Origin of the sequence: Rhizobium rosettiformans W3, assembly GCF_004912135.1 — a bacterium.
GTDB classification, from domain to species: Bacteria; Pseudomonadota; Alphaproteobacteria; order Rhizobiales; family Rhizobiaceae; genus Allorhizobium; species Allorhizobium rosettiformans.
Genome location: NZ_STGU01000004.1, coordinates 176,199 through 196,204, shown reverse-complemented (window position 1 = coordinate 196,204; position 20,006 = coordinate 176,199). Strand labels below are relative to the sequence as shown.

General features: G+C 63.8%; 20 protein-coding genes and 1 tRNA gene. 9 read left to right on the top strand and 12 right to left on the bottom strand.

Annotated elements, in window-relative coordinates:
• Window positions 1-234: 234 nt before the first annotated feature.
• Complete coding sequence (locus FAA86_RS09300; protein WP_136540000.1) at window positions 235-3,324, top strand: DNA translocase FtsK; 3,090 nt, start codon at window positions 235-237, stop codon at window positions 3,322-3,324.
• A gap of 68 nt (window positions 3,325-3,392) precedes the next feature.
• On the opposite strand, the gene FAA86_RS09295 is transcribed toward FAA86_RS09300, so the two are convergent.
• Window positions 3,393-4,202: an SDR family oxidoreductase gene (locus FAA86_RS09295; RefSeq protein ID WP_136539998.1), complete on the bottom strand. Its 810-nt coding sequence runs from the start codon at window positions 4,200-4,202 to the stop codon at window positions 3,393-3,395.
• A 122-nt stretch (window positions 4,203-4,324) separates the two neighbouring features.
• Here FAA86_RS09295 and FAA86_RS09290 point away from each other — a divergent pair, with 122 nt between their 5' ends.
• The 3 genes from FAA86_RS09290 (at window position 4,325) to FAA86_RS09280 (ending at window position 6,164) form a co-directional block, all read left to right on the top strand.
• A complete protein-coding gene (locus FAA86_RS09290; protein ID WP_136539996.1) occupies window positions 4,325-4,834 on the top strand; it encodes a ferritin-like domain-containing protein in 510 nt (169 codons plus the stop codon).
• 21 nt (window positions 4,835-4,855) lie between these two features.
• A complete protein-coding gene (locus FAA86_RS09285) occupies window positions 4,856-5,206 on the top strand; it encodes a hypothetical protein (protein WP_136539994.1) in 351 nt (116 codons plus the stop codon).
• Window positions 5,207-5,354: 148 nt separating this feature from the next.
• Complete coding sequence (locus tag FAA86_RS09280; protein ID WP_136539992.1) at window positions 5,355-6,164, top strand: SDR family oxidoreductase; 810 nt, start codon at window positions 5,355-5,357, stop codon at window positions 6,162-6,164.
• Here the strand turns inward: FAA86_RS09280 and FAA86_RS09275 are convergent, their stop codons facing one another.
• Window positions 6,165-6,620, bottom strand: coding sequence for a hypothetical protein (locus FAA86_RS09275; RefSeq protein WP_136539990.1), 456 nt, complete (start codon window positions 6,618-6,620; stop codon window positions 6,165-6,167). It abuts the gene before it with no gap.
• Between the two features lie 121 nt (window positions 6,621-6,741).
• Between FAA86_RS09275 and FAA86_RS09270 the strand changes: the two genes are divergently transcribed.
• Window positions 6,742-7,731, top strand: a complete 990-nt coding sequence (locus FAA86_RS09270; protein ID WP_136539988.1) for a YihY/virulence factor BrkB family protein — start codon at window positions 6,742-6,744, stop codon at window positions 7,729-7,731.
• A 2-nt stretch (window positions 7,732-7,733) separates the two neighbouring features.
• Here the strand turns inward: FAA86_RS09270 and ngg are convergent, their stop codons facing one another.
• Together ngg and FAA86_RS09260 are read right to left on the bottom strand one after the other, a co-directional pair.
• Entirely contained in the window at window positions 7,734-9,542 is a 1,809-nt protein-coding gene (gene ngg / locus FAA86_RS09265) for an N-acetylglutaminylglutamine synthetase (RefSeq protein ID WP_136539983.1), read from the bottom strand.
• A 2-nt stretch (window positions 9,543-9,544) separates the two neighbouring features.
• Window positions 9,545-11,320 (bottom strand): N-acetylglutaminylglutamine amidotransferase, encoded by a 1,776-nt coding sequence (locus FAA86_RS09260; protein WP_136539981.1) that lies wholly within the window; start codon window positions 11,318-11,320, stop codon window positions 9,545-9,547.
• On the opposite strand from FAA86_RS09260, the gene FAA86_RS24555 reads away from it, so the two are divergent.
• Window positions 11,253-11,501, top strand: a complete 249-nt coding sequence (locus FAA86_RS24555) for a hypothetical protein (RefSeq protein WP_167494925.1) — start codon at window positions 11,253-11,255, stop codon at window positions 11,499-11,501. The two genes, FAA86_RS09260 and FAA86_RS24555, sit on opposite strands and share 68 nt — an antisense overlap.
• Here the strand turns inward: FAA86_RS24555 and FAA86_RS09255 are convergent.
• From FAA86_RS09255 to FAA86_RS09220, 8 genes are all read right to left on the bottom strand, one after another.
• Window positions 11,494-12,906, bottom strand: a complete 1,413-nt coding sequence (locus tag FAA86_RS09255) for a PepSY-associated TM helix domain-containing protein (RefSeq protein WP_136539979.1) — start codon at window positions 12,904-12,906, stop codon at window positions 11,494-11,496. The two genes, FAA86_RS24555 and FAA86_RS09255, sit on opposite strands and share 8 nt — an antisense overlap.
• Window positions 12,907-12,935: 29 nt before the next feature.
• Window positions 12,936-13,616 (bottom strand): helix-turn-helix domain-containing protein, encoded by a 681-nt coding sequence (locus tag FAA86_RS09250; protein WP_167494935.1) that lies wholly within the window; start codon window positions 13,614-13,616, stop codon window positions 12,936-12,938.
• A gap of 96 nt (window positions 13,617-13,712) precedes the next feature.
• On the bottom strand, window positions 13,713-14,105 hold the full coding sequence (locus tag FAA86_RS09245; protein ID WP_136539975.1) for a hypothetical protein: 393 nt from the start codon (window positions 14,103-14,105) through the stop codon (window positions 13,713-13,715).
• Between the two features lie 120 nt (window positions 14,106-14,225).
• Window positions 14,226-15,212, bottom strand: a complete 987-nt coding sequence (locus FAA86_RS09240; protein ID WP_113458251.1) for a GlxA family transcriptional regulator — start codon at window positions 15,210-15,212, stop codon at window positions 14,226-14,228.
• Window positions 15,213-15,280: 68 nt separating this feature from the next.
• Entirely contained in the window at window positions 15,281-16,438 is a 1,158-nt protein-coding gene (locus tag FAA86_RS09235; protein ID WP_136539973.1) for an osmoprotectant NAGGN system M42 family peptidase, read from the bottom strand.
• 96 nt (window positions 16,439-16,534) lie between these two features.
• Window positions 16,535-16,744, bottom strand: coding sequence for a hypervirulence associated TUDOR domain-containing protein (locus FAA86_RS09230; protein WP_136539971.1), 210 nt, complete (start codon window positions 16,742-16,744; stop codon window positions 16,535-16,537).
• A 46-nt stretch (window positions 16,745-16,790) separates the two neighbouring features.
• Entirely contained in the window at window positions 16,791-17,093 is a 303-nt protein-coding gene (locus FAA86_RS09225) for a hypothetical protein (protein ID WP_136539969.1), read from the bottom strand.
• A gap of 190 nt (window positions 17,094-17,283) precedes the next feature.
• Window positions 17,284-17,373, bottom strand: a tRNA-Ser gene (locus FAA86_RS09220).
• A gap of 172 nt (window positions 17,374-17,545) precedes the next feature.
• Between FAA86_RS09220 and FAA86_RS09215 the strand changes: the two genes are divergently transcribed.
• The 3 genes from FAA86_RS09215 (at window position 17,546) to FAA86_RS09205 (ending at window position 19,952) form a co-directional block, all read left to right on the top strand.
• Window positions 17,546-17,863, top strand: coding sequence for a hypothetical protein (locus tag FAA86_RS09215; protein ID WP_246035034.1), 318 nt, complete (start codon window positions 17,546-17,548; stop codon window positions 17,861-17,863).
• Between the two features lie 180 nt (window positions 17,864-18,043).
• Window positions 18,044-18,703, top strand: a complete 660-nt coding sequence (gene msrA, locus FAA86_RS09210) for a peptide-methionine (S)-S-oxide reductase MsrA (RefSeq protein WP_136539965.1) — start codon at window positions 18,044-18,046, stop codon at window positions 18,701-18,703.
• 256 nt (window positions 18,704-18,959) lie between these two features.
• Window positions 18,960-19,952: a BMP family lipoprotein gene (locus FAA86_RS09205; protein ID WP_113458221.1), complete on the top strand. Its 993-nt coding sequence runs from the start codon at window positions 18,960-18,962 to the stop codon at window positions 19,950-19,952.
• Window positions 19,953-20,006 lie beyond the last annotated feature (54 nt).

Genomic DNA, 20,006 nt, shown 5'->3' with positions numbered 1-20,006 from the left:
CCGTCCTTAGCCCGTGCGGCGAGTTGGCGCGAGAAAAAAACTTGAAGCTTCGCATCTTCCGACGGGGGGCGAAATTCGGCTTTGGCAACAGCGGCATCGGGGTCGGGATGACCCTTTTCCGGCGGCTGTTTCATTAGAAATTCCTGCCGGACGGAAAGCGGTCGTTAACCTTTATTTTCTACTCAGATAGCTCCGTTTTCGCGTTCTTGTATCCCGCCAGCGTTCAGGTTTCCGATGCATCCTCCCCGTTCAAATTCCGCGTATCAGGTCAATCAGTTAGGGGAGATCAAGGGGGAAGGCGCCGATCAGTCGGCAGCCGACCAGATCGAAGGGCGCGAGGAGACGCCGGTCTGGCAGAAGGCCTTCGTGCTGGGCCCGAATGTGCGCTTTACCCGTACACCCGACCGCACGCCGGCCAAGCCCGAAACCATGCCGGCCCCGGTAGCGCCGCCGAGTGCACCGGTCGCCCGGACCACAGCCTCGGAGCAGACCATTCGACCAGAGGCGCCGCGGCAGGCCTATGCGCCGCCGGTCCAGCGTGCACCGGTTACGCAGCCCCGACAGACCTCGACGCCGACGAGCAGCGTTCCCTTTGCCGGTCTGCCGCGCACGGGCACCCCTGCCGCAGCGCCCAAGCCCGAAGCGCCGCGCATGCCGGCCTCGGTGACGTTGCCGCAGCCGCCGGATGCCGTGGGTGCGCGGGCGCTCACCTACAAACTCCGCCGGGAACTGGCACGCCAGCAGGCCGAACAGGCTGCCTGGGAAGCATCGATGGCGGAGGGCGCCACATCGCGAGACATCGGCACTGCGCCGCAGCCCGTGCAGCCGGCCCCGCTGGTCCAGGGCATGCGCAGCGTGCTGGCGAGCACACAGGCCGCGACCGTCGGCGCGGCCGCTCGCCCGGTGACCGACAATCAAGTGCCGCCGCATCTGCAGCGTTCGCTCGCCCAGCAGGCGGAAGCGGCACGGTTGGCGGCCCAGCAGGCCATGCCGACGGTGCGTCCACCGATGGTGCGCAACGCCTTCCTTCGCACGCCGCCTCTGCCAGCGGCCCCCGAGCCGGTTGCGGCACCTGTCGCGACCCCCGCGCAGCCGGTGGCAAACGCCCCTGCCGTCAACACTTCCGTCCCGTCGGGCTTCGCAGCCTGGGCCCAGATGACCCATCCTGCGCCAGGCATTCCGCAGGCTGCGGCTACCGCCGCGCCTGTGGTGACGCAAACGGAAGTCCCGGCCGAAGCACAGGCCGCGCGGCTGCCGATCGCCTCGCTTCTCTCCGACCACATCTTCTTCGAGGCGATGATCGAGCCGCTCGATGCGCCGTCCGAGATCGAAATGGTGCGGCCCGTTACGGCGCAGCCGATCCGTGCCGAACATCATCCGCTGGCGGCCCCGGCGATGCAGCGTGCCGCGGCTCAGGCTGTGCGCACCATTCCGGCACCGGCCGCGCAGGCACCTGCTGCCATGCGTGCGGAAGTGGTCCGCTATCGTCCGGAGGGCCTTGCGAGTGCCGTCCAGCCCGTGGCGCATCTGCCGCGCAAGCCTGTCTTCGAGGCAACGCCCGGATCCGTGGTGGCGCTTTATCGCCAGGTCGCGAGCCGGGACGTGACGGCACCGGCTGTTGGGCTTTCGCAGATGCCGATGGCGGCCGAGACGGTGGCGCCGCTCGAGGTGGCTGTTGCCGCACCGGTTCCGGCGGTTCAGTCGCCCGCCCTTCCCTCTCCGGCCATCCAGGCGCGCCAGCCGCTGTTCAAGGCGCAGGAAGCGCTGGGCGAAGGCGAATACGAGCTGCCCTATCTCGACTTCCTGCAGGAGCCGCCGGCCCAGACGGGCACGACGATGTCGGCCGAGGCGCTCGAGCAGAGCGCCGGGCTACTCGAAAGCGTGCTGGAAGATTTCGGCATCAAGGGCGAAGTGATCGACGTGCGCCCGGGCCCGGTCGTGACGCTCTACGAATTCGAGCCGGCCCCGGGGGTCAAATCCTCGCGCGTCATCGGCCTCTCCGACGATATCGCCCGGTCGATGTCCGCGCTGTCTGCCCGTGTCGCCGTCGTGCCCGGCCGCAACGTCATCGGCATCGAGCTGCCGAACCCGGTGCGTGAGACGGTCTATCTGCGCGAGCTGATCGAGACGCCCGATTATGCCGAGACGCGTTACAAGCTGCCGGTCTGCCTCGGCAAGACCATCGGTGGCGAGCCCGTGATCGCGGAACTCGCGAAGATGCCGCATCTGCTGGTGGCTGGCACCACCGGCTCGGGCAAGTCGGTCGCAATCAACACGATGATCCTGTCGCTTCTCTACCGGTTCCGACCGGACGAGTGCCGCTTGATCATGGTCGATCCGAAGATGCTGGAGCTTTCCGTCTATGACGGCATTCCGCATCTTCTGACCCCCGTTGTTACCGACCCGAAGAAGGCCGTGATGGCTTTGAAATGGGCGGTGCGCGAGATGGAGGATCGCTATCGCAAGATGAGCCGCCTCGGCGTGCGCAATATCGACGGCTACAATGCCCGTGCGGCCCAGGCGCGCGAGAAGGGCGAGACGATCACTGTTTCCGTCCAGACCGGCTTCGACCGGCAGAGCGGCGAGATCGTCTACGAGGAGCAGGAACTCGACCTCTCGCCGATGCCTTACATCGTCGTAGTGGTCGACGAGATGGCCGACCTGATGATGGTGGCCGGCAAGGAGATCGAAGGAGCGATCCAGCGGCTGGCGCAGATGGCGCGTGCGGCCGGCATTCACCTGATCATGGCGACGCAGCGGCCTTCGGTCGATGTCATTACCGGCACGATCAAGGCGAACTTCCCGACGCGCGTTTCCTTCCAGGTGACCTCGAAGATCGACAGCCGCACCATTCTGGGTGAGCCGGGCGCCGAGCATCTGCTCGGCCAGGGCGACATGCTGCATATGGTCGGCGGCGGGCGCATTGCCCGCGTGCATGGTCCCTTCGTTTCCGACGAGGAAGTCGAGAAGGTGGTCGCGCATTTGAAGCTGCAGGGCCGTCCGGAATATCTGGGTACGGTTACCGAGGATGCCGACGAGGTCGAAGAAGAGCCGGAAGAAGATACCGCCGTCTTCGACAAGGGCGCCATGGGCGAAGAGGACGGCAACGACCTCTACGACAAGGCCGTCAAGGTGGTGCTGCGCGACAAGAAGTGCTCGACCTCCTACATCCAGCGGCGCCTGTCGATCGGCTACAACAAGGCCGCCTCGCTGGTGGAGCGCATGGAGCAGGAGGGCATCGTGGGGGCTGCCAACCATGTCGGCAAGCGGGCGATCATCGTCGGCGGACGCGAGGTGAGCGGCGAAGGTGACTTCGAAGGCTGAGGCTTAGAACTTAACGCAATTCCGGACGGAAAACCGCAGACACTTTTCCTGGAATTGCTCGCCGATCGTCAGGGCCGGAACTCGGCCTTGACCTCCTTCATCGCCATGCGATCGACGATCTGAGGCGCGAGCAGCCTGAGCCAACGACCAAGCTTCATACGGGGCGTCATGAGAACCTCACGGCGCCCCTTTTCCATGCCTTCACGGATGAGCCTTGCGCAGGTCTCGACCGGCATGGCGCGGTCATCGCGGATCATCGAGACGCCGGCCGGTGAACCGCCGGGGCCGAAGCCGCGCTTGCGCAGATCGGTGTCGATCGTGCCGGGATAGGCGATCATCACGCGCAGGCCCTTGTGGGCGAGTTCGGCCCGCAGCGCCTCAAGAAAACCGTTCATGGCGAATTTCGTGGCGCAATAGGCGGTGCGGCCAGGCACGCCGACGAGGCCGGCGACGGAGCTGACGCCGACGACCAGCCCCTTTGAAGCCAGGAGATGCGGCAGCGCTGCTCGGGTGAGCCAGACGACGGACCAGTAGTTCATCACCATCAGCTTTTCCGACCAGTCAAAATCCGCATCGGTGAATTCAGAGAAGTTGGCGTGAGCTGACATACCCGCATTGTTGACGAGGACATCGATGCGGCCGAGGCGGGTCATGGTTTCGGCGATCAGGCGGCGGCAGGCTTCACGATCCGTCACGTCGGTGGGCATGACCTCGACGCGGCTGCCGTGAGGGCGCAGTTCTGTGGCGAGTTCTTCCAGACGCGCCGCGTTGCGGGCGGCGAGCACGAGGGCGGCAGACCCCTTCTCCCGCGCTGCAATCTGCCGGGCCAGTTCGCGGCCGATCCCCTCGGAAGCGCCTGTAATGATGATGGATTTCATGTCGCCTCTCCTCCCGCCGATCGGGCCTGCAGGGTGCAGTCCGCACCAAGGACGGTCAAGCCAGGGAACCGTCGGCAAGGGCGGCAGTTCGAACAGGGCAAACCGACACGGGAGAAATTGACATGGTAGAAGACCGACGTTCGCTGTTCGTCACCGGCCTCAAGAACGCACATGCGATGGAGAACCAGGCCGTTTCCATCATCAAGCCGCAGTTGAAGCGGATCGAAAACTATCCGCAGGTGGCACGTCGCCTGGAGCAGCATCTCCAAGAAACGGAAAACCAGATGAAGCGGATCGAGGATATTCTCGGAAGCCTCGACGAAGACCATTCCGCGATGAAGGACTGGATGCTCTCTGCCGGCGGCAGCATGGCCGCGATCGGCCATTCGATGGCCGACGACGAGATCCTGAAGAATTCGATCGCGAACTTCGCCTTCGAGAACTACGAGATCGCGGCCTATAATTCGCTGCTGATCATGGCCGAGATGGGCGGCTTCCAGAGCGCTATGGCGGCGCTGCGCGAGAACCTCTCGGAAGAGGAAAACATGGCGCGCTGGCTCAGCGAAAACCTGCGCGAAGTGACGGCCGAATTCGTCACGCGGCGCGAGGCCGGCGAGAGCGCCAAGGTCTGACATACCACGCGAGGGCGAGCCATGGCCGAAGAACCGAACCGCAGGGGCGCCAACCCCGCACAGGTGCGCGGCGATATCCAGGCGGGGCTGACGGGCGACAAGCGCCCGGGCTTCGACCCGGCCATGGCGCCGCTCGAGACCGATGCGGAAGCGGGCGGCGCCCCGCTTTCGCAAGCCGAGATCCAGACGGCGCGGCGAGAGCAGCGCGAGGGACGACCGCGCGATGTCTCCGGCGACAGCGGCACGGCGATGCGCCCGCGCTTTTCGGGAAACCGTGCGCAGCAGGGGCCGTTCTGGCTCTATTTCTTTGGGATCGCCCTCATGGCCGTGATCGGGATCGGAGCGCTTGTTTCGATCTACGCCCTGCCGTGATCCGGTGGCTCAGCCAATGATCGCCTCGGGCCCGACCCATTGAAAAAACTCATGCTTCGACAAGCCTCGGAGGGCTTGTGCGCTCCCACGGCTCCGGTTCAGATTGCGCCCGGTGTCACGCATTGTGGCGCATGGCAGGAGGTAGAGCATGAGTCGTCTGGATGGCAAGATCGCGGTCGTGACCGGAGGAACGCAGGGGCTGGGCGCGGAGGTTGCGCGGCTCTTTGCCGAACGCGGGGCCGAGGGGCTGGTGATCTGCGGGCGCAGCACGGACAAGGGTGAGGCGCGTGCCAGATCCATCAGCGAGGCCTATGGCACGACGGTGCATTTCGTCTCGGCAGATCTGGCGGAGGTCGAAGACTGCCGCAAGGTCATCGCGAAAGCGCGCGCGGCCTTCGGGCGGGTGGATGCGCTGGTGAATGTCGCTGCGATCACCGATCGCGGCACGATCCTCGATACGGATCCTGCCCTCTTCGACCGGATGTTTGCGATCAATACCCGGGCGCCCTTCTTCCTGATGCAGGAGGCGATCAAGCTGATGCTGGAGACGAAGACGGAAGGCACGATCGTCAACATTTCCTCGATGTCGGCGATGGCAGGCCAGCCTTTCATTGCGGCCTATTGTGCCTCCAAGGGAGCGCTCGACACGCTGACACGCAATACGGCCTTTGCCCTGCTCAAAAACCGGATCCGGGTGAACGGGCTCAATATCGGCTGGATGGCGAGCGACGGCGAAGACCGTATCCAGCGTGAATTCCACGGCGCCTCCGAGGACTGGCTGAAAGAGGCTGCGGCGAAGCAGCCCTTCGGACGGCTGGTCGACCCCGCCGAAGTGGCGCGCGCCTGCGCTTACCTCTCCTCGGCGGAGTCCGGCCTGATGACCGGGGCGACGATCAATTTCGACCAGTCGATCTGGGGCGCCTATGAGGACAGCCCGCATCCGTCGAACCCGTTCTGATCAGTCCTGTACCGGTCGGATGGTATCGATGGCGATATTGCCTTCGATAACGCCGCGGCTGAGATCGGTGCGGTCCCGATCGATCTCGATGACCGTGTAGAGCTTTTCCGAGCGGAAGGCGCTGGCCATGCTGGTGGTCACGTCTTCTGCCGGCTTGGCATCGATTTCCATGTAATCCAGTTCGCTCGCCGCGGCGACGATACGCGCATCGCCTGTGGAGCGGGCAGCCACGATCACCTCGCCCTGATAGGGCGAGTTTTCCCAGCGCGGGTCGTCGGCTTCGGCTGTCGGCACGAGGCGGTAGAGGTTGACCTGTTCCGGATACCGGCTCGCACCCTCCGTTCCTGCCGCGGCTGCAGCATCATGACGGCGCGCAGCCTCCTCCAAGGGCCGGGTGGTGAGTTTTTCATCCGGCTTGTCCTCCCAGGCGGGGGCATCCTGTCTGTCTCTGTCCATGTGTGTCTCCCTGTGACGGCGCTCATCCAACGTCCCGGTGACGGTTGCAGTTCCGGTTGGTCTTCGCCTTCGACGGAACAATGGCGGAGAAGATGTGTTCCCGTTGAAAGGGGACAGGCTCATGACACAGACATCGGCAACAAAGGAAAACACGCGTCCGGACGATGAGGCGCGCGGACGCGAGGCGACGTCGCCCACCAAGATCCCCCGCCGCGGGCTGCGCGATGTGGTGATCCGGATCTACGGTCGGCTGACCCGGGAACGGGTGACGCTGATTGCTGCGGGTGTGGCCTTCTATCTGCTGCTTGCGCTCTTTCCCGGTCTCGGCGCGCTCGTTTCGCTCTACGGCCTGATTTCCGATCCCTCGACCATTGCCGGGCAGATGCAGTTCCTTTCGGGGGTCCTGCCGTCTGGCGCGCTCGACCTCATTCTCGACCAGTTCCAAGCCTTTGCGCAGCAGGCGAACAGCACGCTCAGCATCGGCTTCCTGATCGGTCTCGGGATTGCGCTCTGGAGTGCGCATAACGGGGTGACCGCATTGTTCGAGGCGATGAACCTTGCCTATGCGGAAAAGGAAAAGCGGAGTTTCTTGCATATCACCCTCATCAGCACCGCCTTCACGCTGGCGGGTATGGTGATGGCGGTCATCCTTGCGACGGCCCTTGCGATCCTGCCCGCCGTGATGGCGGTGATCTTCGTGCCTGACCGCGTGGAGCTTCTGATGAAGGTCCTGCGCTGGCCGATCCTGCTGGCGCTGATCTGGGGCGGGACCGTGCTCGTCTATCGCTATGGTCCGAGCCGGGCCGACGCGAAGCTGCGCTGGCTGGGGCCGGGCACCCTGTTCAGCACAGTGGCCTGGCTGATCGCCTCGCTTGGCTATTCCTACTATCTGGAGAACTTCGCCGATCTCAATGCCACCTATGGCACGCTCGGAACCTTCATCGGCTTCATGCTCTGGACCTGGATCTCAACGGTGATCCTGATCGTGGGCGCCATCATCAATGCCGAGCTCGAGCATCAGACCGCGCGCGATTCGACCACCGGGCCCGGCAAGCCGATGGGCGAGCGGGGGGCCCGGATGGCCGATACGCTGGGCAAGGCCCATTCCTGATCTTATCCCGAGGCGTTTGAGGCCGCGACCTCGCGACTTCCCGGGAACAGAAGTTCGATGAAGCGCGCGGCCGTCGGCTGCGGCTCGTGATTGGCAAGGCCCGGGCGTTCATTCGCTTCGATGAAGACGTAGTCCGGCCTGGACGGATCGCGGATCATGAAATCGATGCCGACGACCGGGATCTTGATGGCCTTGGCGATGCGGCAGGCGGCGTCGACGAGATCGGGATGGACCTGGGCCGTGACGTCATGGATCGTGCCGCCGGTGTGCAGATTGGCGGCCTTGCGGACGGTGATCTCGCGTTCTTCGTCCAGCACGCTGTCGAGATCGAGATCCTGTTCGGCGAGGCATCGCTTGGTCTCGGCATCAACCGGAATGCGGCTTTCGCCACCAGTGGCCGCAGCGCGGCGGCGCGATTGCTGCTCGATCAGCTTGCGGATGGGTGTCTGGCCGTCCCCGACGACGCGTGGCGGCCGGCGCATGGCAGCGGCCACCAGCTTGTAGTCGATGACGACGAGGCGCAGATCCTCACCCTCGAAGCAGGCTTCGAGAAGAACGCGGTCGCAGACTTGGCGGGCTTGGCGGATGCCCGCCTGCAGCGCTTCCATCGAGGAGATGCCGACCGAGATGCCCCGCCCCTGCTCGCCACGCGCCGGCTTGACCACCAGCTTGCCGTGCTTCTCGAGAAAGTCCCGCTTGTCATCGTCCGACGCATCCGCGGAAAGCTGTTCGGGCACGTTGAGGCCGGCGGTTTCGGCGAAGCGACGCGTGACCGCCTTGTCGTCGCAGATCGACATGGCGACGGAAGAGGTGAGATCGGACAGGCTTTCGCGGCAATGGATGGTGCGGCCACCATGGATCAGGCGGAAGAAGCCGCCGGCCGCATCGGTGACCTCGACATGGATGCCGCGGCGGAGCGCCTCGTCGACGATCAGACGGGCATAGGGGTTGAGCTCTTCATAGCCCTCGACCGGCTGGGCGAAGAACTTCTCGTTGATGGCGTTCTTGCGCTTGACCGCAAACAGCGGCACGCGGCGAAAGCCGAGCTTCTCGTAGAGGCGGATGGCCTTATCGTTGTCATGCAGGACGGAAAGGTCGAGATAGGCGAGGCCCCGGGCCTGGAAATGCTCTGCCAGGATGCGGACCAGCCCCTCGCCGATGCCCGGCTGACGGGCCTGAGGGTGAACCGCGAGGCACCAGAGCGAAGCGCCGCGCTCGGGATCATCGAAGAGACGCTGGTGGTCGATGCCGGTGACCGTACCGACGATCTCGCCGGTCGCGTCGTCCTGGGCGACGAAATAGGTGACCGGGCGATTGTCGCGCTCGCCGGCGAAGAAGTCCTCGCGCACCTGCACCATGCCGCAGGCGGCATAGACGGCGTTGATGCCAGCCGCATCCCCTTCCGAGCCCAAGCGGCGGATGGTGATGCCACGCGGGCGGCGGCCGCCCGCACGATAGGTCGAGAGATCCAGCCGGAAGGTGTGGGAGGGATCGAGGAAGATTTCCTGCGGCGCGCGGGAAAGAAGCACATGCGGATCGCCGACATAAAAGGCGATGTCGCGGCTGTCGGGGGCCTCTTCCTTCAGCGCATCGAGCAGCACCTCATCATCGGAAAAGGTGCTGGCGAAGAGAAGACGGCCCCAGCCGCAATCGAGCACGACATTGCCCTTGGTCTCGGCGCCACCGCCTCTGGCCGCCCGTGCGGTGTGGCCAGAGGTGCCTGGTGCGCGCAGCCGGCTCAGCCGATGAGAAACGGCCTTGGTGCTGCGCGGCTTACGCGCGGCGGCAGACCCCTTTTCGAGTTTCTTCATGGTCATACCTCGTGGGCCTGAAGCCACATTTCGAGCAGGCCAGCCTGCCAGAGCTCGGAGCCCTGGAGCGGCGTGATATGTTCGGAAGGCGCTGCAATCAGCGCATCGAGATAGGACTGACGGAAGAGCCCGCGCTCGCGGGCCGCACTCGACGAGAGCGTGTCGCGCAGCATGTCGAGATAGGGGCCGGCGATGTATTTGAGCTGCGGGACCGGGAAGTAACCCTTCTTGCGGTCGATGACCTCGGACGGAATGACCTTGCGGGCCACGTCCTTCAGGATGCCCTTGCCGCCGTCGCGCAGCTTTTCTTCCGGGGGAATGCGGGCGGCGAGTTCGACCAGTTCATGGTCAAGGAAGGGAACGCGGGCCTCCAGACCCCAGGCCATGGTCATGTTGTCGACGCGCTTCACCGGGTCGTCCACCAGCATGACGGAGCTGTCCAGGCGAAGGGCCTGATCGACGGGCGTTTCCGCGCCCGAGCGGAGGAGATGGTCGCGCAGGAGCTCGCCGCTCACATCGCTCTCCGCCATCCAGCGAGATTCGAGCTGGGTTTTCAGAACCTCATGGGAGCGGTCACGGAAGGCCCGGCCGTAATCGGCCACAACATCGTTGGAGCCGACCAGCGGCGGATACCAGTGATAACCGCCGAAGACCTCGTCGGCACCCTGCCCCGACTGAACGACCTTGATGTGTTTGGAGACTTCCTTGGACAGAAGGTAGAAGCCGACATTGTCGTAGGAGACCATGGGCTCCGACATCGCGGAAATGGTGCCGGGCAGAGCGCCCATGAGATCGGCCGAGGGGACAAAGATCTTGTGGTGATCCGTGCCGAAGCGCTCGGCGATCAGGTCCGAATAGACGAACTCGTCGCCCTTCTCGCCATTGGCCTCCTCGAAGCCGACGGAGAAGCTCATCAGGCCCGTCTGTCCCGCTTCGGCCAGCAGGCCAACGATTAGGCTCGAATCGACGCCACCGGAGAGGAGAACGCCGACCGGCACGTCGGCGATCATCCGGCGCTTGACCGCAAGACGCAGGGATTCGAGCAGGCGCTCCTGCCACTCCTCGCGAGACACGGCGGCATCTTCCGGACGACGCAGATACGAAGGGTCGAAATAGCGGCGATCGGAAAACCGGCCATCGGCTTCGTAGACGCGAAGTGTTGCCGGCGGCAGCTTGCGCACACCCTTCAGGATCGTGCGCGGGGGCGGCACGACGGCGTGGAAGGTCATGTAGTTGTGCAGGGCGTCGAGATCGATCGAGGTGTCGACGCCGCCGGCCTTGACGATGGCCGGGAGGGAAGAGGCAAAACGGACAGCACCGGAAACCTCCGCGAGATAGAGCGGCTTGATGCCGAAACGATCGCGGGCCATGACGACGCGACCGGTGTCGCGCTCGTGGATGACGAAGGCGAACATGCCGTGGAAGCGGGCCACGCAATCGGGACCCCAGGCATGCCAGGCCTTCAGGATGACTTCCGTGTCGCCATCGGAAAAGAAACGATAGCCCTTGGCTTCAAGTTCGCCCCGCAGCTCGCGGAAATTGTAGATGCAGCCGTTGAAGACCATGGACAGGCCGAGGTCCGGATCGACCATGGGCTGCTGCGACTTGTCGGAGAGGTCGAGAATGCGCAATCGTCGATGACCGAGCCCGACATTGCCCCTGACCATCACGCCGGCTGAATCCGGCCCTCGAGGGGCCAGAACATCCGCCATGACCGAAACTGCCGCCACCGACGGCGACGCGCCATCAAACCTAACTTCTCCGCAAATGCCACACATGAACCGGGCTGAAACCTCCGTTGAAAGACCAAACGAAAAGGTGCCGGCAAACCGCTCCTCGGTTTACCGGACACATATTTTGCAAATGGCCGAGAGGTTCCATTGTTCCATATTTTTTTCGGAAGGCGGAAAGGGCGCCTCTTTTCTCCGGTCCGGCGCGCCCTGTTTCACGATCAGCTGAGCACCTTCTTCAGCGGCGTGATGTGGCGCAGGACGAGGAGGTCGAGGAGGAGGACCGCCAGGAGGACGGCGCCGGAGAGCGGGAAGAGCAGAGCGGTTCCCAGCATGACCAGGGCTCCGGTCTTCCAGAGCGGTCCGTGCTCGCCGACCGTCGGTGCGACGAGGCGGGCGGCACCCTTGGGGCGGCGCTTCCACCACATCACGAAGCCGCTGACCGAAAGGAAGATGATCGACAGACAGAAGAGGTTGACCAGCACCAGATTCCAGAGACCCATGTCGCCCTCGTGGAAGGCGATGCCGGCGGCCATGGCCTTGCCGGCTGCGCCATAATCACTAAAGCCGACATCGGCGAGGATGCGGCCGGTATACTGGTCGACATGCACGGTGCGATCGTCAAGCGGATTGGCACTGTCATTGCTCATCGTGTCGCGCGAGATGGTCCAAACGGCTGTCTCGTCGCCCGGGAAAGCGAGCTGGAAGCGCTGGTCGAAGCCGAGCGTGCGGGCGAGCGTGACGATGGCGTCGAGCGTCACGGGCTGGCCTTGCGCCGTGCCGGTGACAACGGCTTCAGACCCGGAGGCGGGCATCGGGGTCTGCTCGAGCGTCCACGGCACTTCCTTGACGCCGCCATGGTTCATGCTGGCATGCGTCTTGTCGGAGAGGGGGACATTGTCCCACTTCTCGGCCGGGAAGGTGCTCCAGGCCTGGGTCATCTTCTCGCCCCAGATGCCGGCCCAGGTCAGGCCCGAAATGAGGAAGACCACGAGGAAGAGCGAGGCATAGAAGCCGATCGTCAGATGCAGAGATTTCCACAGCTGACGCCCCTTGGCCGAGAGGCGCGGGAGAAGCACGGAACCGAAACCCTGGCCATCGCGTGGCCACCAGAGATAGAGGCCGGTGATCGCCAGAATGATGCCGAAGCCGGCGGCAATCTCGATCAGGCGGTCGCCGAGCGTGCCGATCAACAGTGTGCCGTGGATGTCGCTGGCGAGGTCATAGAGGCCCGCCTGGCGTTCCCAATGGCCGAGCGCTTCGGCCCTATATGGATCAACGGCGACCATGTAGGACGCTTCGCCTTGATTGACGCGGAAGAGCGACGCCTGCTCGGGGGTGCGCGGCGCGATATACTGCACGATCTGGCCGGGGATCTCCTTGACGGCGGCTTCCGACTGCAGGGAGACGGCAGCGACGGTGGCCTGCGGTTCGACCACGTAGGTTTTTTCCCCGTCCCGGCCGAAGAGGGTTGCGGTCCACAGCATCATCAGGCCGGTGACGGCGAGCATGATCATGAAGGGCGCCACATAGAGGCCGGCATAGAAATGCCAGCGCCAGGCGGTGATGTAGAAGCGGCGCGACAGGTCCTTGCCTGTGGCTTGGACGGGGTGGAGGTCGGAAACGGTTGTCATCCAGGATCTCTGTTGTTGGGGGGAAAGGTTCAGTTGGAGAGTGCGCGGTCACCGGCGGCCACGCCGGCGAGTTCACGCTGATCGAGCACGGTGACGAGATCGCCATGTCTGATGTCGATGAGACCCGCCTTCTTCAGGCGAGTGAGGCAGCGGCTGACCGTCTCGATGGTCAGACCGAGCCAATCGGCGAGATCGCCGCGGGTGGGATACAGATGGAAGGTCTCGGCTCCGCGCTTGCGGTCACGCGCCGGACGACCGAATTGGAGGGCAAGATCGATCAGCGCGGAGGCGACGCGTTCCGGCGCGGTCTTGCGGCCGAGCAGCATGACAAGGCTTTGCGAGCGGGCGAGCATTTCGCTGAGCGCCTGATCGCGCTCGCCCGGAGTCAGGCTGTCGGGGACGAGTTCCAGCCGGGTGAAACCTAAGGTTTCCGCGGAATAGCGGTTCTGATCACCGAAACCCAAGCCGATCAGACGGCCGGGTCCGACCAGATCGATGATCTGCCGCCTGCCATCCGAGAGGGTCTGGGCGGTCGCGATACAGCCATCGACGACACGGTATTGCGGGGAGCGGGCAAGCCCTTCGAGAAAGACCACGGTGCGCGGCGGCAGAAGCGGTCCGGACAGAGAGGCGCTGCGCAAGTCCGGCGCCGTTGGAGAAACACGCGGAAACGCGGGCGGTGCCGCGGGATTGGCGAGCATTTGCAGCATGACAGACATCCGATTGCGACCGGAGCTGCGAAAACTGCAGGCCCACCGGTCTGACGATACGACCGCCCGACGCGATGCGCCGGCCACGAGGTTCGATCAGACGGTGACGGGTGGTGCGCGAGGATGGCTCGCGGGCGGGAAAAGCTGGCGGTAATGTGCTTCCGCCGGCAGCGGCAGGACAATCGCTGCCACGAACGGCATACGGGCGCCAACGGCATCGGATGGTGTCGGCAGAAGGGCGGTTGCGGCAATCCGGCAGGCTTCGCAGGTCGAGGTGCCGGCATGTGGTTTGCTCTTGCCGTCTTCGGATGGCAGGCAGAGTTCCGGCAGCGTGCCATCAGGAAGAGTGAGCGCTGCGATCTCTTGAGGAGAAAGCTGCGGCACGGAGGACACGACCGGGCGATGCGCAAGGCCGAGCAGAACCAGCGCGACGACGCAGATCATGCGTATCGCCCGGTCAAAACTCATCGGCAAGCCCCGTTCGGCCATTCTATCCCCCCGACAGATCAAGCGTGGATAGCACCGCCTCGCGCCGCTCACAAGCCGGAGCCCGCTTCCATCTCGTCGCAGGGTCTCCTGCACATACAGCAATGGCTTTCGGAGGTGAGCTTAGGCCGCCGGATGGCTGCGCATCTGGCCGGGTGTCCTGCCATAGGTGCCCTTGAAGACACGGGTGAAATGGGAGGTGTTCTGGAAACCGACCTGCAGCGCGATGTCGATCAGCGAGGCATTGGTCTGGGTGACCAGCATCTTGGCGCGCTCCATCCGCAGCTTCGTATAGATGCGGGCCGGCGAGACATCGATCTTCTGGGCGAAGAGTCTCTCCAGCTGGCGGCGCGAGAGACCGACGGAGCGGGCGAGCTGGTCGATCGTCAGCTCGTTTTCCAGGCTCTGTTCCATCAGGATCAGCACCGCCTTCACGCGGGGGTCATCACATTCGATGGTGAGCGGCCGGCGGACCTGGATGTCCTTGTTGGTGCGGGCCTTTTCGATCTGCAGGACTTCCAGCGCATTGCGTTCGGCATCATGGCCGAGATACTGGCGAACGATGAAGGCCGCAAGATCGGCCGACGAGCTGCCGCCGGCGCAGGAACCGCGACGACGATCGAGATTGAAGAGGCGGTCGGAGCGGACATCATGGCCGGGAAAGCGATCCCGGAACTCCTGATAATGCAGCCAGCTGACACAGGTCTGGTGGTTCTTCATGAGGCCGGCTTCGGCGAGAATGAAGGTGCCGGTGCAGAGCCCGATCAGCGGGACCTTCTGGGCATCCGCCTTCTTCAGGAAGGCGATGGTCTGGTCATCGACCGCCGGCTGGCGGCCGAGCAGACCACCGACCACGACGATGTAATCGAAACGGCTCGGGTCGACGAAATCGCTTGTCGGCGCGACCTGGACGCCGCAGCTGGAGCTGATGAGATGGCGGGTGCTGCCGATGACCTGCCAGTCTGCGAGCACGCGGCCGGACCGGTCGTATTCGTCGCTCGCGAGCCGGATCGTATCGATGAACAGCGCAAAGGCCGACAGCGTGAAGGATCGCGACAGCACGAAACCGATCTTCAGCCGCGGCCTCTTCGTTGCCTCGTCACCCGACATTGCCCTGGTCTCCGAATTCCGGCGAAATCGCCATCCTCCACGCTATCAGCGGACCGATGTCGCTGCAATCACGACTCGTCGGGTTCGTTCGCCTTGAGGTCCTGATGGGCGGGGACAACCTTCTGGCGGGTGAAGCCGCGCAGGCCTGAGACTTCCTCCGAATCGCGCTCGATCTGCACTTCGCTTGCGGCATAATAGATGACGAGCTTTGCGACCGACAGCAGGGCATGGAGGTGGATGCGCTCGTAGCCGTGCGACGCATCCACCCCAAAAGCGAGGAGCGCCGTGCGCACGTCATGACCGGCCTCCACCGCCGAGGCGGCATCGGAGCGGTAATAGCGGAAGACATCCTTCTGCACGCGAATGCCATGTTCGCCGCAGAGTTCGTAAAGCTTCTTCGACAGATGGTAGTCGAAGGGGCCGGTCTGGTCGGCCATGGCCAGCGTCACGCCGAACTCATCGGAATTCTGCCCGGGCGCCGTGGTGCCATTGTCGACGGCCACGAGGGAGGCGATCTCGGGCACCAGGGCTGCGGAGGCCCCGACGCCCACTTCTTCACCGATGGTGAAGAGCCAATAGGTATCGACCGGTGTCTCGACATTCTCGCGCTGCATGGCCTCCAGCGCCGCCAGCATGATCGCGACGCCGGCCTTGTCGTCCAGATGCCGCGAGACGATGTAGCCATTGTCGAGGAATTCCGGCTGCGGATCGATGGCGATGATATCGCCGATGTCGATGCCGAGCTGGACGATGTCCTTGCGATCGCGCGCGAGCGCATCGATGCGTAATTCGACATGGCGCCAGCCCGTGGGCTGGGTGTCCACCTCATCGTTGAAGGTGTGGCCGGAGGCCTTGAGCGGCAGGATCGAGCCGCGATAGATGCCCTTGGACGAGAAGATCGAGGCGCGCGCGCCCTCAGCAAAGCGCGCCGACCAATGGCCGATCGACACGAGTTCGAGGCGGCCATTGTCCTTCAGGGCCTTAACCTGGGCGCCGAGGGTATCGAGGTGGGAGACGATGGCGCGGGCCGGCCGCTCATGGGCGCCGGCGCGGCGGGCGCGGATCGCGCCACGGCGGGTGAGCTTCACTTCAAGCCCGAGGCGCTCGAGTTCGCGCGCCGTGTAGCGGACGGATTCATCGGTGAAACCGGTGGGGCTCGGGATGGCAAGCAGTGCTTTCAGCCGGGACCGGAGATAATCCGGGTCGATATCGATCGGTGTCTGCATCCTGGCTTTTTGGCAGCCGCTGCCGCCGGGGTCAACAGCCACGGGGCCATTCGCTTCAGGGCCGGATGGATCTCCTGGTCTTTCCGGCCGGTGCTTTCAAGCCTTGGCCAGAGCCTCGGGCTTGTGGGCGGCGCGCTTTCCCGTCTTGCTGCTCTCGACGATGTATTGCGGGTCCGATTTCGACGCGTTCACCTCGTGATCCTTGATCTTGGTTGGCGAGGTCTGCTTTTTGACGACCTTGCCTTCCGTCTTGCCCTGGCTGGTTTTCCACTCGACCTTGTCGCCCTTGTGCAGGTTCTTCGTCATGTTCGGATCTCCCATTTGATGGCTTGGCTTGCAGCGCATGCTGCATTTACTGAAGCTGTTCCTTCACCCAGTCGCGCCCGGCATCGCCGCCCCAGAGGAGCCAGGCGATGTAGCCGGCGGAGGGGTTGTCGTCGTCACCGAAATTCTTCGCCCGCTTGTCGACCTTGTGACGCGCGAAATAGCTCTTCATGCGCTTCATCGTGTCTTCGCTCAGATTTCGCTGGTTCTTGAGATCGCGCGCCCGGGCGACGCCGACCTGGGTTCCGCCGCGGTTGAACTTCTGGCGCAATTCCAGCCCCCGCGCCGCCTGCTTGGCCACAGCTGCGGTCGGCTTGAACGTATCGGACATCTCGGCTTCCTCCGGCATGAATGGCGGGCGATGGCGTCCGCTCGACAATGCGTGATGCGGCGCCCGTGGTCTCGCAGGAGAACGGCGCAGCCGGGATCCGGTTCCGGGGCGCGGCTCGGCGGAGGGCAAAGAGCTTGATGCGCGCGCTGACGGAGATGCGGCCAGGACGGGGAGGATGTGCTGGGATAGATGGCGGACAGGGTGGGATTCGAACCCACGGTACGCTTTCACGCACACACGCGTTCCAGGCGTGCGCCTTAAACCACTCGGCCACCTGTCCAGGGGGAACGCGGGAAAATCACCGCGGTTGGTCGGGCGCGATATATACCGATGAATTTCGGCGGATCAACCGAAATCTATCAGAATTTTGACATCGGCCGACAATTCCCTATCTATAGGCTCACGCGCGGCGGATTGCAGGCCGTGGCGGGCTTCAGCCGGAGACATTGGTGGTGCGGTTCCTGTTCAGGGTCTTGAGTTTGCTTGCGCTTTGCGTCGGTGTCGTGTTCGGCGTCGTCGATTCGATCGCTTCGGTTTCGGCCTCGCAGGTGATCATGACGCCGCTCTCGGAAGCCTGGATCGATGCCCATCCCGGTTCGCTGATGGCGCTGGAAGGCCTGGTCGAGACGCGGCTTGGCGATGGTGCCTGGCTTGCGCTGCGCGACGTGATCCTGCCGCAGCCGGCATCCGGCGCCTTTTTCGTTCTGTCGCTGCTGTTCTGGATGATCGGCTACAAGAAGCCTTCGCCGGCCGGTCGTTTTGCGGCCTGAGCCGCCTGAAGCTTTCTGGGTGGAGACGCGTGTTTGACGCACCCGAGTGTAAGTTTCAGGCGGTCGCCACGACATAAGACTTAAGACAATGAAGCCCGGCGGAAGCAGAAATTGCCGATCCGCCCAAGGCTGCACTCCCAACGACGTGACAGGCCCTCAGATGGCCTCAGGAGGTATAGAATGTTCCTGATCGACATGTTCAACAAGAAGACCGTGATGCCGACGGCGGAGAACGCCCTGCCCGGACGCGCCGAGCCGATCCCGACGGCCGCGACGCATTTCATTTCCGGCCTGCCGCTGAAGGGTCCCCTCCCCGAGGGCATGAAGGCCGTCTATCTCGGCATGGGCTGCTTCTGGGGTGCCGAGCGGCTGCTTTGGCAGACACCGGGGGTCTATCTCACCGCTGCCGGCTACCAGGGCGGGATCACGCCGAACCCAACCTATCAGGAAACGGTGACCGGACTGACGGGCCATACGGAAGTGGTGAAGGTGGTCTACGACCCGGCCAAGATTTCGCTCGAGGCCCTGCTCAAGATCTTCTTCGAGGCCCATGATCCGACCCAGGGCATGCGCCAGGGCAATGATATCGGCACGACCTATCGCTCGGCGATCTATGTCGAGGACGAAGACGACATGACACTCGCCGTGAAGGTTCGCGACCGGTTCCAGGAAGCGCTGGTGCAGGCCGGCCGCAACAGCCGGATCACCACCGAAATCGCCCATGCCGGTCCGTTCTACTATGCTGAGGACTATCACCAGCAGTATCTGGCGAAGAATCCAAACGGCTATTGTGGCTTGCGTGGTACAGGCGTGTCCTGCCCGATCTCGCCTGCCGCCTGAGAGCAGTTGCCCAAAGCAGCAGCAGAAAATCCTATTGATCTGACTGATTTTTCAGCGCCGAGCGCTGAAAAATCAGTAGGCTTGTGAATCTTTACCAGATGAAAAAAATCTGGTGAATTTTGAAGCGAGCCATGCAAGGATGAAAGCCAGCCAGGACCTCCAATAAGGAGGCGGCGGTTCCGCAGACATGTCTTTCTCATGAGGAAAGGCTTGCGGGAGGACCCAACAAGATCAATAGCAACAACAGGGCTGCACAATGAAGAAAACCCTCCTCAGTCTCTTTGCCTTGGCCGCGATGTCGGCGACCGCGCTTGCGGCCGATGTCAAGCCGGCGCTGGTCTACGGCACGGGCGGCAAGTTCGACAAATCCTTCAACGAAGCCGCTTACGGCGGCGCCGAGAAGTTCAAGGCCGAGACCGGCATCGACTACCGCGATTTCGAGCCGACCAGCGACACGCAGGGCGAACAGGCCATCCGCAACTTCGCTTCGCGCGGCTTCAACCCGGTTGTCGCCGTCTCCTTCGCCTGGACCTCGGCCATCGAAAAGGTTGCCGCTGAATTCCCGGACACCCAGTTCGTGATCGTTGACTCTGTCGTCGACAAGCCGAATGTCCGTTCGGTCGTCTACAAGGAAGAGGAAGGCTCTTACCTCGTCGGCCTGCTCGCCGGCATGGCTTCGCAGACCGGCAAGGTCGGCTTCGTCGGCGGCATGGACATTCCGCTGATCCGCAAGTTCGCCTGCGGCTACGAGCAGGGCGCACGCGCTGCCAAGGCTGACATCGAAGTGTTCCAGAACATGACCGGCACCACGGGTGCTGCCTGGAACGACCCGGTTCGCGGCGGTGAGCTCACCAAGAACCAGATCGACCAGGGTGCAGACGTGATCTACGCGGCAGCCGGTGCGACCGGTCTCGGCGTTCTTCAGACCGCGGCCGACAACGGCAAGATGTCGATCGGCGTCGATTCCAACCAGAACCACCTGCATCCGGGCTCGGTTCTGACCTCGATGGTCAAGCGCGTCGACCTCGCCGTCTACAACGCCTATTCGGACGCCAAGAACGACAAGTTCACCCCCGGCCTCCAGGTTCTCGGCGTGGCTCAGGACGGCGTTGCCTATGCGCTCGACGACAACAATGCCAAGCTGATCACCGAAGACATGAAGGCTGCCGTCGAGAAGGCCAAGGCCGATATCGTCGCCGGCACGGTCAAGGTCCACGACTACATGTCGGACAATTCCTGCCCGAAGTGATTTGAAATCCGGGCGCAGGACGGCTCTCTTGTCGTCTTGCGCCCTTATTGTATG